Source organism: Pseudomonas sp. SST3 (assembly GCF_003325755.1).
Map to the genome: position 1 here is coordinate 1 of NZ_QORI02000044.1, position 12,373 is coordinate 12,373.

The following is a 12,373-nucleotide window of genomic DNA, read 5'->3' on the forward strand; positions in this document are numbered from 1 at the left end:
TGGCAAGGAACAGCATGTCATCGACCATCTTAGACATGCGCCTGAGCTCTTCGAGGGCTGAATATATGATGTCCTTATAGTCGGCGTTCTCGCGGTCGCGCAGGAGGGCGACTTCCATTTGCGTAAGCATGCTGTTCAGAGGAGTTCTTAGCTCATGAGCAATGTCGGCTGAAAATCCCGATAACCTGAGAAAGGAATCATCAAGACGTGAGAGCATCTCGTTGAAATTATCAACGAGTTCGTGGAGCTCGCCTGGCACCGATTCGGTCGGAATTCGAGTATCCAAGCAGTTAGCGGTAACCGTAGAAGAGGTCTTGGAGAGCTCGTCGATCGGTTTTAAGCCTTTTTTGATCAAAATAACACCTAAAGCGCCACTCAGAAGTGCACTGACCACCAGCGTATAAGCAAACCACTGCTGGATCATTTCAAAGAAATGGATCCGGTGTGTTACATCTAGGGCTAGATATACGACAGTGTCCTGTCCGCCGACCCACTGGTTTACTTTTCTGGTGATTCCGCTGTACTGATGGCCGCCATAGTCGACCGTCCAGCGTTCGTCTTGGATACCTTTGGCAAGAGGTAGCAAGCTCTCAGACAGGTTGTGATGGGAGTAGACGGTCCTCCCATCCACCACTACTGCTGTTGCGAAACCAAAGGAGTGCTCAATAACTGCATCGATTCTTGAAGCGGTTCTTTGCTCGAATGCAGGGCTACTTCGCAGTGTGCGCTCAACGGCTTCGGCCTTTTCATTCAGCACTTGTGCATCTTTGCGCTCGAAATGGAGCCGACAGAAATAATTAAAGCTGATTGCGGCGGCCGTTAGCACAACCGTAACCACGAGCATAAAAACAATTGCCATTCTGCTTGTCAGCGACACTTTGCCCATCTGTACGATCCTGGTTACATCATCAACACAAAAACAGGTAGGGCACCCGTGGAGGTGCCCTACCTGCTTCAATCGTTGCTATCTGCATTTAAGAATACTATGTCGCGTCTGGGCTTCCGCCATTTTGCTGGTGGCTGGCTTTCGCCGTCTCCATCATGTCTCGGCATTCTTTCATCATTTCACGCATGTCGCCCATCATTCCCATATGCATGCCGCCGTTCATCATGCTGGATTCGGACTGGCTTTGGCCTTCTTTATCAGCCGCTGCGAAGCTCAGCCCGCTCGCCAGGGTAATTGCAATTGCTGTTACGGTTATTGTCTTTCGCATGTTAATGCTCCTGATTTTCCGGGTTTATTCGCTTTTGCTTAGCACGGCCTTGTCTCCGGCCGCAGAGTCTTCGGTCTTGTCGCACTTTCCGCCGGACATATGCTTCATACATACGACCATCATCAGCAGGCATGGCAAGAGATAAAGCAGGCCTGGGAGCGCCGGCGCCAAGGCCGCACTACTTTGGTTCATGAGCAAGTAGCCAACTACAGCTACGGTTAGACCCGTCACGATCGGATTGCGCTGCGGTATGCTTTTCATCTTGGAAAATAGGCTGCTCATCTAAGTGCCCTCTAATATTTCGCTTGACGGGTTAACCGTTGTTTACGCCGACTGGCGCACCCAAATACTCTACCGTATGGATATTCCCGTCGGGGGTTTTAATCTTTATCGCGTAAGTCTGAACGTTTCCATTAGTTCTATAGGTTTGTATCATTCCGGTCGTGCCGGTTGAATCAGCTGGCCCCACACTTACCACTTCGCCTTCTTTGAGAAGTGCGTTTAGTGTAGGCTTCGCTCCCGACGTTTCATTCAAGCGCTTCAAAGTCCGATCGCTTCCGCCTTCTGCCATCGCCAGCGAAGAAGCTGCAGTCAAAACGACAGATACAATCAGCTTAGTTGCGATTTTCATGTTTAACACCTCTGGTTAGTTGATGCCTCTAGATTACAAGGCAGGTCCTTACCAGAAGCTGTTCCGAACGTTACAAAGATGTAATTGAATCTGCTGATAGTGGCGACCGCCGCAGTGCGGCGGTCGCTCTCTACGCTTACTGTTTTTCGATTCGGGTGATGGTTGAGTCCATGCCTTTCGAGGTGAACTCGAATTCGACTTTGTCACCTTCTTTCAAATCTTCCATCTGATCAGGCTGTGTCTTAAAGCCCATCGTCATAGACGGCCAGCCCAGCGATTCGACCGGGCCGTGGGCTATGGTGACGGTCCCTTTGTCTTTATCGACCTTCTTGACCGTACCGGTAGCTGTAGCGGTCTGCCCAGCTGCCTTTTGGTCCATCTGCATATCCATGCCTTTGTGATCCATCGGCATGCCTTCCATGGGCTTCTTGTCATCTGCAAACGCTGCAGGTACCAGGAGCAGTGAGGCGAAGGCGATGTTTGCGATTTTCATGGTTATTCTCCAGCGTGGTTGGTTGCTTGTGTTGGGGTGACGCGAGACTGCTTGCGACGCATCAGGAGATACGCTGCAGGCAAGACGAACAGGGAAAGCAAGGGCGCGGTTATCATTCCGCCGACCATAGGGGCCGCGATGCGGCTCATGATCTCGCTGCCGGTTCCACTGCCCCAGAGAATGGGTAGCAGGCCGGCGATGATGACCGCGACTGTCATTGCTTTTGGGCGAACGCGCTGAACGGCGCCTTCTCGGATCGCATCGAGCAGCGCATGCTCATCCTTCGATCCAGCATCCAGGCGCTCGGTCCATGCGTTCTTGAGGTAGAGCAGCATAATTACGCCGAACTCGGCCGAAACCCCGGCCAAGGCGATAAAGCCAACCCCGGTTGCCACTGAGAGGTCATAGTCCAGTAGGTAGATGAACCAAACACCTCCCGTCAGCGCGAAAGGAAGGGTGGCCATGATCAGCAGCGCCTCGCCGAACCGAGCGAAGATCAGATACAGCAGCACGAAGATGATCACCAAGGTAGCCGGTACTACGAGCTTCAGCTTAGCGTTGGCGCGCTCCATAAACTCGAACTGGCCGGAGTAGCTGATGCTCATGCCGGACTCGAGCTTCACCTCGTCGTCGACTTTAGCTCGGATCTCTTTCACCACCGTGGCCATGTCGCGGTCGCGCACATCGACATAGACCCAGCCGGTCAAACGCGCATTTTCGCTCTTCAGCATCGGCGGTCCTTCGGTGACCTTGACGGTTGCCACCGTCCCCAGCGTGATCTGGCTGCCCTGTGGGGTATAGATCGGGAGGTTGCGCAAGTCACTCAGCGAGTCCCGCCATTCGCGCGGATAGCGCAGACTGATCGGATAGCGTGCCAGGCCTTCGACCGTCTCGCCGATGGTCGCGCCGCCGATGGCCCCGGAGACGATGGCTTGCACGCCTGCGATGTTCAGGCCATAGCGCGCGGCGGCGGCTCGATCGATATCGACATCGATATAGCGCCCGCCTGTCATTCTTTCTGCCAGCGCTGAGCTGACCCCAGGCACGGTCTTGGCGATCCGTTCCACGGCCTGGGTGGTCTTGTCGATCTGAGCCAAATCGGTGCCGTACACCTTGACCCCGATAGGGCTCTTGATCCCCGTGGCGAGCATGTCGATGCGGTTGCGAATCGGAGGGATCCACAGATTGGCTAGGCCCGGTACCTGCACCGCCTGGTCCAACTCCTTCACCAGTTTTTCCGGTGTCATGCCGGTACGCCATTGGTCCCTTGGCTTGAACTGGATGGTGGTCTCGAACATGGTCAGCGGCGCTGGATCCGTCGCGGTATCGGCCCGACCGGCCTTGCCGAACACATGGGCGACTTCGGGCACGGTCTTGATCAGGCGGTCGGTTTGCTGCAGCAGCTCTGATGCCTTTTGTGCTGAGAGTCCCGGCAGGGCGGTAGGCATATAGAGCAGGTCGCCCTCGTCCAGCGGCGGCAGGAACTCTCCACCCAGGCGTGTAACGGGCCAGAGGCCGGTGAGAAATACCAGCACGGCCACCAGCAGGGTCGCCTTCGGCCAGCGCAGCACCGCATCCAGGGCCGGCTGGTAAACCCAGATCAGCCCCCGATTGATCGGGTTGCGGTGTTCATCAGGAATTTTTCCTCGAATCCAGTAGCCCATCAACACCGGTACCAAAGTGACGGACAGACCCGCAGCGGCAGCCATGGCATAGGTCTTGGTGAATGCCAGCGGGCCGAATAGTCGACCTTCCTGGGCTTCCAGCGTGAACACCGGGATGAACGACAGGGTGATGATGAGCAGGCTGAAGAACAGCGCTGGACCGACCTCTACCGCCGCATCGGTGATCACCCGCCAATGCGCTTCGCCTTTCAGTGCCTTGTCCGGATGCTTCTTGTGCCACGCCTCGATGTGCTTGTGAGCGTTCTCGATCATCACGATCGCGGCATCGACCATCGCGCCAATAGCGATGGCGATCCCACCCAGGGACATGATGTTGGCGTTGACCCCCTGCCGCTGCATGATGATGAAGGCGATCAAAATCCCCACCGGCAGCGAGACGATAGCCACCAGGGAAGAGCGCAGGTGCCAAAGGAACAGCGCGCAGACCAGGGCGACGACGATGAATTCCTCGATCAGCTTGTGGCTGAGGTTCTCCACCGCACTGTCGATCAGCTTGCTGCGGTCGTAGGTAGTGACGATCTCGACCCCTTCCGGCAGGCTTTTCTTTAGCTCCTCCAGTTTGGTTTGAACGGCAGAAATAGTTTCACGCGCGTTCTTGCCGCTACGCAGAATGACCACACCACCGACCACTTCACCTTCGCCATCGAGCTCGGCAATGCCGCGGCGCATCTCTGGACCGAGCTGGATATGGGCGACATCGCCGAGCGTCACCGGCACACCGCCTGCATCCAGGCGCAATGGAATGGCCCGGAAGTCCTTAAGCGTCTGTAGATAACCAGAGGCGCGAACCATAAATTCGGTCTCTGCGAGTTCCAGCACACTGCCGCCGGTTTCCTGGTTGGCCTCCTCGATTGCCTTGGTTATCTGCTGCTGGGTCACGCCCGCGCTGGCCATGCGGACGGGATCAAGCACCACCTGGTATTGCTTGACCATCCCGCCAATGGGCGCCACCTCTGCCACGTTAGGGAGTGTCTTCAGCTCGTAGCGTAGGAACCAGTCTTGTAACGAGCGCAGCTGGGACAGATCGTGCTTGCCCGTACGGTCGACCAAAGCATATTGGTAGATCCAGCCCACCCCCGTTGCATCCGGCCCCAGTGCAGGCTTGGCCGCTGCGGGCAGCCGGCTCTGGACCTGGCTCAAGTACTCCAGCACTCGTGAACGAGCCCAGTACAGATCCGTGCCGTCTTCGAAAAGCACGTACACATAGCTGTCGCCGAAGAACGAGTAGCCGCGAACCGTCTTCGCACCGGGCACCGAGAGCATGGTGGTGGTCAGCGGATAGGTGACCTGATTCTCGACGATTTGTGGCGCCTGCCCCGGATACGGCGTACGGATGATGACCTGCACATCGGAAAGATCAGGCAGGGCGTCGACAGCGGTGTTCTTTACCGACCAGACGCCCCAGGCGACTGCAAACACCGTCGCGAGCAGGATCAGGAACCGGTTGGCCACTGACCATCGGATCATGGCTGCGATCATTGCGAGCCTCCGATTTTCTCGATGCGCTCGATGACCAGTCCCTCGTCGCTTTCGCGCACGCCGACCCGGACCCGATCATCCGTATTCAGACCTACCATGAGCGACGGGTCAGCAATGGGGAAGGACATGGTCATTCCCGGCATGTTGAGGGTCTTGAAAGGCCCGTGTGACAGACCGACCATGCCGTCTTCCAGACTGACGATCGTGCCTTCCGCTTCATGTAGAGCGGGTCCCGCTGAGGATGCCGGCTGCTCTAAGGGCTGCGCGGTAAGCCCGCGAAGACTTGCCTCGGAATCGAGCAGGAACTGGCCGGACGCCACGACCTTCTGGCCGGCCTCCAACCCTTCGAGCACTTCGGTTTTATCGTCGAATTCACGGCCGGTGCGGATTGCCACCGGCTGATATCGGCCTTCTTCCTCAGCCAGCATGACCAACACGCGCTTACCCGTACGAATCACGGCTTCGGTCGGTATGACGAGGGCATTCTCTACGTCGCGGCTCAAGGTCACGTCGGCGGTCATGCCGGGACGAAGCCGCCCTTGAGGGTTAGGCAGCTCAACACGGACACGGACTGTGCGGCTGTCCAGATTGGCCTGCGGCAGCACCGCCTGGATCTTGCCTTCCAATGTTTCACCGGCAAAAGCGGGCAAGCGTGCTGTTACTGACTGGCCCTTGGCTAGATTGGACACCTGCGCCTCAGGTACCGCGACTTCGAGCCAGACATTGTCCAACCCGTTTATACGGGCAAGAGACGCGCCGGCCGATACAGTCATGCCTTCACGGACGTCGAGACTATTTAATACGCCGCCGATCGGGCTGGTTACGGTCCAGACCGGGCGCGCTTTACCGGTCCGTTCCAGGTGCGTGATGACCTCCGGCGGCATGCCAGCCAGACGTAGACGCTGCCGAGCAGCGGAAAGCAGCTGGGGTTGGCCGATGCCCTTCAGGGCCAAGTATTCCTCCTGTGCCGCTGCCCACTCAGGAACGAGTAGATCGGCTAGCGGCGCTCCTTTTTCAATGACGTCCTCCGGTGCTCGATCGTAAACGCGCTCGACGAAGCCACCTGCGCGCGCCTGCACGACTGCCACATCACGCTCGTTGAACATCAACGCGCCTGTTGCTTCGAGCGATTGGCTAATCGATTCACGCGTTGCGGTCGCCAGGCGCATGCCGAGGTTCTGCATCACGCTCGGGTCAATGCTCATCGATGCCCCGTTGCCACCCTCATCGGCGTAGCGTGGGACAAGGTCCATATCCATGAACGGTGATTTGCCCGGTTCATCGAACTTCTGCTGGGGATACATCGGGTCGTACCAATAGAGCACTTCCTTCCCTTCTTCTTCAGCTGTTTGTGCGAATGCTGCGGCAGGCAACATGGCTGCGGCGGTAGCGCCTATCATCAGAGGAAGGCTGAGTACGAGGGCCAGCCGCTGGAGTTGGAAAATCATGGTTGGGTATCTCCAAAAGCGAAATGCAGGCGGGCGTTAATCAGCGCTCGGTCACGGGCCGTGTCGATGCGGCGCAGGCGGGTCTCGACAAGCTGGCGACGCGCATCGATCACAGCGATCAACTCGCCTTTCCCCGAGCGGTAATCGGCCATGGCAAGCCGGACCTTTTCGTCCGCGAGCGGCAGTAGGGTTTGCTCGAGCCGAGTGAGTGCTCGGTCCAGACGCTGATATTCAGCCAGGTCGGCGCTCAGCTCCTGGTTATGCATGCGTAACGTTGCTTGGCGCTGAGCCTCGATCTGTGCAAGACGAGCACGCTCAGCTGCGATCTTTGGGTCCTGCCGCGAGCCGGTAAACAACGGCAGGTCGAAACTGACGCTGAGGTTGACCATGTCGCCGTACTCACGACCGCGGCGCAGATAATCGACGCCCCAACTCCAGTCCGGTGTTTTCTCAGCGACGGCCTGGCGAACCTTTGCTTCCGCTTCACGAGTCATCGGGTCGAAGGCGAGCAGAGCCGGGTGGCTGTTCAGGTTGTGCTGGTAATGGTTAACGTCGGCAAGCCACTGCGGCCAGTCGCCGGTAAGCGGTTGGTCTGCTGACTCGCCTATCCAGCGGCGTAGGTCGGCCCGCGCAACAAGCTGGTTGCGTAGCAGTTCATCCTCTTGTTCAGCAAGCAATGCAGCCTCTTGCTTCGGAAGTACGCTGTCTGCCGCTAGCCCACCGCCGCCGGCAATGCGCGCCTGAACTGCCCGGGAGAAGAGCTGGTTTTCACTGTACAGCTGTTTGAAAAGGCTTAGCTTCCGCTCAACCGCGAAACCAGCGATCCATGCTTCGGCGGTCTCCTGGCGCACGCTGAGACGTTCAATGGTTTGCTGGACGTCAGCGAGCGCAACACCTGCCTGTGCGGCCTCGACACGGGCGCGCCTTTTTGCTCGGTTTGGGACCTCTTGCATGACCCCAACCATTTGCATAGTCATGGCCTCTTGGCCCATTTGCCAGCGTGCGTCACCTTCAATGGGCACGTTTTGCAGCCCAAGCTTAAGTTTAGGGTCTGGAAGCTCGCCGGCAGGGATTGCAGCGCTGCGTGCGGCTTGAAGGTTGGCGGCCTGTGCATCCAGCGAAGGCGCTTCTTGCTCGGCCAAGCTCAGGGCTTGTTCCAAGGTCAAAGCCGACGCGATCCCTGGAAACGAGAGCGCGCCCATGATCAGGGCGGCCACGTAGGGTGGCGCCCAGTAGATTCGGGGTTTCATTTGAAAAGGATTCCTGATCTTCCATGCGAGCCAAAGGCGCGCGGTAGCCGGCCCGAATTCACATTCGGGCGGTTCCTAGAATTCGATAGGAATCAGACGCGGGGTGGATGCCAGACGGCGTCGAGAAGGCGGGATGGGACCTGGTCGTTATAGGGTGCAGTCACGGGCTTGGCTGTAGGGATCACCTGCGCCTTCGCAGCGACAATTTGGAGGAGGCTGGCGGTTTTGCATTCCTGCCCCGTTTTGCAGACGGTCGTCTTCCCTTGCTCATGCCCTTCACAGCATTCCGGCTCAGCGCCGTCTGTGCCAACCATCAGAGCGTGGCTGGTCGCCATGGCGTCCATACTTTCCATATCAGCCATCAGGTGATGCGCCGACGATCCTGCAGGCATGAGCAATTGCGCCATTCCGTTGATCGGAAGCGCAAGCACTAGCAGCAGAATGAGGAAGGATCGCAAGTAGGACTTCATATCTTAAGCTTAAAGGGCAATTCCTGAGTTATCAACGAGGCAATCAGTCGCTCTGACAGAAGCCTTAGCCGAAAGGTTGTCAAACAACACGCGCCTGACGGAGCCGGAGGGCGTTGAACACTACAGATGCTGAGCTAAGGCTCATGGCCAAGGCAGCGATCATCGGAGACAGCAATAGTCCGAAGAATGGATAGAGCAGGCCCGCTGCAATTGGAATACTTAGCCCGTTGTACATGAAGGCAAACAGTAGGTTCTGACGCATATTCCGAACTGTTGCCACCGAAAGCGTCCGCGCGCGCAGTATCCCCATCAGGTCACCTTTAACCAGCGTAACTTGGGCGCTGTTCATGGCGACGTCGGTACCCGTGCCCATTGCTATGCCCACATCAGCCCTGGCGAGTGCCGGCGCGTCATTGATTCCATCGCCTGCCATGGCGACTACCTTACCGAGAGCTTGGAGCTTAGCCACAAGCGCCTCCTTGTCCTGCGGCTTTACCTCACCATGCACTTCCTCGATTGAAAGCTCACGAGCCACCGCTCGGGCGGTCGTATGGCCGTCGCCGGTTGCCATGATGACTTGCACGCCCTCGGCCTGGAGGCGAGCTACAGCTTCTTTTGAGGTTGGTTTGATGGGGTCTGACACGGCCAGTAAGCCGGCAAGCGCTCCGTCAACAGCCAGGTAAATAATGCTGGTACCGCTCTCGCGCAGTTTTTCTGCCTGATCTTTCAAAGGTTCGACGCTCACACCCGCTTCTTCCATAAGCGCGGTGTTGCCAAGCTGCAGCTGCTTGCCTTCGACAAGGCCACGGACTCCAATCCCGGACCCAGACTCGAACGTCTCTGGCTTCACCAGCTGGATACCTTCGCTCCTCGCGTGGCTTACGATTGCGTCGGCCAGTGGATGCTCACTGCCCTGATCCAGGCTGGCAGACAAACGGATGACTTCTTGGGCATCAAACGGCGTAGCGCCTATAGCCCGATCAAAGACAGGTCGGCCCTCAGTCAACGTTCCTGTTTTATCGACGATCAGCGTGTCTACCTTACGTACGTTCTCGATGGCGCCTGCGTCTCTAAAAAGCACGCCACTTCCAGCTGCTTTACCCGTGGCGACCATGATCGACATAGGCGTTGCCAAGCCAAGCGCACAAGGACAAGCAATGATCAGAACCGCAACCGCGTTGATCAGACCAAATACCCAGCCCTGCTCGGGCCCGAAAAGGCCCCATGCAAAAAATGTTAGCAAGGCGATGCTGATTACCGTTAATACGAAATAACCTGCAACCCTGTCCGCCATTCTTTGCATAGGTGCTTTGGACCGTTGTGCATTCGCGACCATCTGGACGATCTGTGAAAGCATCGTGCCGGAACCGACTTTCGTGGCTCGCATGACAAGCGAGCCGCTCGTATTCAGCGTCGCGCCGATGAGCGTGTCGCCTGCTCGTTTCGTCACCGGGACGGGCTCACCTGTAAGCATGGATTCGTCCACGGCGCTCTCGCCCTCTACTACCTCTCCATCTACTGGTACCTTTTCGCCAGGACGTACGCGCAGTTGGTCGCCCTCGTGAACATGCGTGAGTGGAATGTCCTCCTCGGTGCCATCTTGGGCGATACGGCGAGCTGTCTTGGGTGATAGACCAAGCAGGGACTTGATCGCGGAAGAGGTCTGCGAGCGGGCCTTCAGCTCGAGCAGCTGCCCTAAGAGCGTCAGAGAAATAATGACCGCGGCGGCTTCGTAGTAGACGCCTATTCGACCGCCCACCGAAAAGGACTCAGGAAATATGCTCGGTAAGGCAGTTGCTGCAACGCTGTAGATATACGCAGCCCCCGTGCCTAACCCGATCAACGTCCACATGTTAGGGCTGCGATGTTTAACTGAGGCGATACCGCGCGTAAAAAACGGCCAGCCTGCCCACAACACAACGGGTGTCGTAAGGGCCAGTTCAATCCAATTTTGGCTCTCCCCGTGGAACAACGGTATCGCATGTCCCGCCATGGCCAATAAGGTCACCGCGACGGTCAGTGGCAGTGACCACCAGAACCGCTTCGAGAAATCCTTCAGTTCTGGGTTCTCTTCCTCATCAAGCTCGGGGATCAACGGCTCCAACGACATTCCGCAAATTGGGCAATCACCTGGCCCCATTTGACGAATCTCTGGATGCATCGGACAGGTGTATTCGGTAGTCGCATCGCCAGCAGGGGCTTGCTGGCGAGAACCTGTATGCGTGTGCGTAGCATTAGGGCCATGCGGCGCTTCGAGATATTGCGCAGGATTAGCGTGAAACTTTTGAAGGCAGCCCTGACTACAGAATCGGAAGGTCTGTTCTTCATACTGGTCTTGGTGCTGGCTGTCCGCTTTGACTTGCATTCCGCAGACTGGGTCCCGGAGCAATTGTGGGTCGTGAGTGCTAGCAGGCTGGTGAGCATTATGTTCGGGGGACATCGGAAGCTCCTATTGCAGCTAGTGTCGTCTTGTGAGCGACCACACCTCTGGCAAGCATGGCTGCGAGACGCCTAAGGTCCGCCTCGCTTCCTCTGACCTCTTAATGTACGGATTGCCTCCTGACTTTAAGCTGAATCTAAAATTACTTTTTTGTAAGGATGGTCGATGGCGCGATTTCGCGTTCAAGGTCTTTATGGTCAGGCTAGGCCGGAGAGGGTAAAATGCGAGCCGATTGATAATGGTGTCGCTAGAGTCGACGCCCCACAAATCGCTCCATCTCCCTCGCCCGGCAAAGGCTCCGCTGGAAGACGGTAAAAGCGACGGTACGACCCATATCGATCACAGCTATAACCCTTCAACCACGCGGGTTCAGGCGACCCGTTGATGATGGAGTGGGAGTGATTGGTTCCCGATAGATCAAAAAGCCCCGGTCATACCGGGGCTTCGTCTTGTTGGGTGCCGGCTAATGCATGACCGCGGGCATATCGATACGGCGCCAAATCGCTTCGGCGAAGCTGTAGACGGCGAAGGCAACCAGCCCGAGACCAACCAGTGAAAGCCAGAACGTTCCAAAGGGCAGGCTCTGTAGCGCGTTCAGCGCATCTTCCAGGCTGGGCGGATCGGTGGGTTTGTAGCGCGCGCCGCCGCTGAAAAGCATTCCGGCGACGACGAGAAAGGCGACGCCGCGAGCGATCAGGCCTGCGCGTGAAATCGGCCGCACCCAGCGCATGACATCTTCGGAGGCGTAGAAATACTTCTCGAATTTGGCTTTCCAGCCTTTGACGATGTGGGCGATACCCACGCCAAGCGGAACGAGAGCGACCAGATAGACCAGGTAGTTCGAATACTCCCAGCCGAGCAGGCCTGTAAGGAAGTCGCTACCGCCAGAGCTACCTCCACCACCAGCGGATTCGCCGATGGAGCTGCCAAGCAGGCCAAGGGTGAACATCGCCAGAAGGGTATAGGCAACGGCGCTGCCGATCAGTCCCGCTCGAATCAGCAGCCCTTTGGCGTCGGTGCCGTGTAAGCGTCCAGCCAACTCACCTTCCGAACTCCAGCATTAAGGGCGATGGTGTCCGCGTTTTTTAAGCGGACGCGATAGCCCTTATCGCCGGGATTTCCATGCGCCAACGAAGCTCTTACCCCAAACCGTTCAAGGCCCAGGTTGTTCAGGAGTGCCTGCAATCCGGTGCTAGCGTTTCCAGCGTGGCCATACGCCATGGCATCAACGCCAACGTCATTCGCAAGTGGCTACCGCTTTAC

The 12,373-nt window shown here is 57.4% G+C and carries 12 protein-coding genes; 1 reads left to right on the top strand and 11 read right to left on the bottom strand.

Annotated elements, in window-relative coordinates; all coding sequences use genetic code 11:
- The 11 genes from DQ405_RS22435 to DQ405_RS22485 all read right to left on the bottom strand — a co-directional run.
- The coding region (locus DQ405_RS22435) for a histidine kinase dimerization/phospho-acceptor domain-containing protein (protein WP_168426199.1) at window positions 1-886 on the bottom strand (886 nt) is incomplete at its 3' end.
- Window positions 887-983: 97 nt separating this feature from the next.
- Entirely contained in the window at window positions 984-1,214 is a 231-nt protein-coding gene (locus tag DQ405_RS22440; RefSeq protein WP_128118955.1) for a hypothetical protein, read from the bottom strand.
- A 24-nt stretch (window positions 1,215-1,238) separates the two neighbouring features.
- Window positions 1,239-1,496: a DUF2933 domain-containing protein gene (locus tag DQ405_RS22445; RefSeq protein WP_128118956.1), complete on the bottom strand. Its 258-nt coding sequence runs from the start codon at window positions 1,494-1,496 to the stop codon at window positions 1,239-1,241.
- A gap of 31 nt (window positions 1,497-1,527) precedes the next feature.
- Window positions 1,528-1,845 carry a co-regulatory protein PtrA N-terminal domain-containing protein gene (locus tag DQ405_RS22450; protein ID WP_128118957.1) on the bottom strand — a complete coding sequence of 106 codons (318 nt, stop codon included), beginning with the start codon at window positions 1,843-1,845 and terminating at the stop codon, window positions 1,528-1,530.
- A 136-nt stretch (window positions 1,846-1,981) separates the two neighbouring features.
- Window positions 1,982-2,338 carry a copper-binding protein gene (locus DQ405_RS22455; RefSeq protein ID WP_128118958.1) on the bottom strand — a complete coding sequence of 119 codons (357 nt, stop codon included), beginning with the start codon at window positions 2,336-2,338 and terminating at the stop codon, window positions 1,982-1,984.
- A 2-nt stretch (window positions 2,339-2,340) separates the two neighbouring features.
- The gene (locus tag DQ405_RS22460; protein WP_128118959.1) at window positions 2,341-5,502 is read right to left on the bottom strand and encodes an efflux RND transporter permease subunit; all 3,162 of its coding nucleotides are present in this window, start codon (window positions 5,500-5,502) and stop codon (window positions 2,341-2,343) included.
- Window positions 5,499-6,950 carry an efflux RND transporter periplasmic adaptor subunit gene (locus DQ405_RS22465; protein WP_168426200.1) on the bottom strand — a complete coding sequence of 484 codons (1,452 nt, stop codon included), beginning with the start codon at window positions 6,948-6,950 and terminating at the stop codon, window positions 5,499-5,501. The genes DQ405_RS22460 and DQ405_RS22465 overlap by 4 nt, the downstream gene beginning before the upstream one ends.
- Window positions 6,947-8,200 (bottom strand): TolC family protein, encoded by a 1,254-nt coding sequence (locus DQ405_RS22470; protein WP_128118960.1) that lies wholly within the window; start codon window positions 8,198-8,200, stop codon window positions 6,947-6,949. Before DQ405_RS22470 ends, DQ405_RS22465 begins: the two co-directional genes overlap by 4 nt.
- Before the next feature lie 92 nt (window positions 8,201-8,292).
- Window positions 8,293-8,670 carry a hypothetical protein gene (locus DQ405_RS22475; RefSeq protein WP_128118961.1) on the bottom strand — a complete coding sequence of 126 codons (378 nt, stop codon included), beginning with the start codon at window positions 8,668-8,670 and terminating at the stop codon, window positions 8,293-8,295.
- Window positions 8,671-8,749: 79 nt separating this feature from the next.
- Window positions 8,750-11,110: a heavy metal translocating P-type ATPase gene (locus tag DQ405_RS22480; protein WP_128118962.1), complete on the bottom strand. Its 2,361-nt coding sequence runs from the start codon at window positions 11,108-11,110 to the stop codon at window positions 8,750-8,752.
- Between the two features lie 463 nt (window positions 11,111-11,573).
- Entirely contained in the window at window positions 11,574-12,149 is a 576-nt protein-coding gene (locus tag DQ405_RS22485) for a DUF1206 domain-containing protein (protein WP_241730071.1), read from the bottom strand.
- An 83-nt stretch (window positions 12,150-12,232) separates the two neighbouring features.
- On the opposite strand from DQ405_RS22485, the gene DQ405_RS28695 reads away from it, so the two are divergent.
- The coding region (locus tag DQ405_RS28695; RefSeq protein ID WP_168426201.1) for a transposase at window positions 12,233-12,373 on the top strand (141 nt) is incomplete at its 3' end.

Excerpts from the sequence above, each read along its gene's own strand:
- DQ405_RS22460 (WP_128118959.1), bottom strand. The coding sequence starts at position 5,502 with ATGATCGCAGCCATGATCCGATGGTCAGTGGCCAACCGGTTCCTGATC.
- DQ405_RS22445 (WP_128118956.1), bottom strand. The coding sequence starts at position 1,496 with ATGAGCAGCCTATTTTCCAAGATGAAAAGCATACCGCAGCGCAATCCG.
- DQ405_RS22470 (WP_128118960.1), bottom strand. The coding sequence starts at position 8,200 with ATGAAACCCCGAATCTACTGGGCGCCACCCTACGTGGCCGCCCTGATC.
- DQ405_RS22480 (WP_128118962.1), bottom strand. The coding sequence starts at position 11,110 with ATGTCCCCCGAACATAATGCTCACCAGCCTGCTAGCACTCACGACCCA.
- DQ405_RS22455 (WP_128118958.1), bottom strand. The coding sequence starts at position 2,338 with ATGAAAATCGCAAACATCGCCTTCGCCTCACTGCTCCTGGTACCTGCA.
- DQ405_RS22440 (WP_128118955.1), bottom strand. The coding sequence starts at position 1,214 with ATGCGAAAGACAATAACCGTAACAGCAATTGCAATTACCCTGGCGAGC.
- DQ405_RS22475 (WP_128118961.1), bottom strand. The coding sequence starts at position 8,670 with ATGAAGTCCTACTTGCGATCCTTCCTCATTCTGCTGCTAGTGCTTGCG.
- DQ405_RS22465 (WP_168426200.1), bottom strand. The coding sequence starts at position 6,950 with ATGATTTTCCAACTCCAGCGGCTGGCCCTCGTACTCAGCCTTCCTCTG.
- DQ405_RS22450 (WP_128118957.1), bottom strand. The coding sequence starts at position 1,845 with ATGAAAATCGCAACTAAGCTGATTGTATCTGTCGTTTTGACTGCAGCT.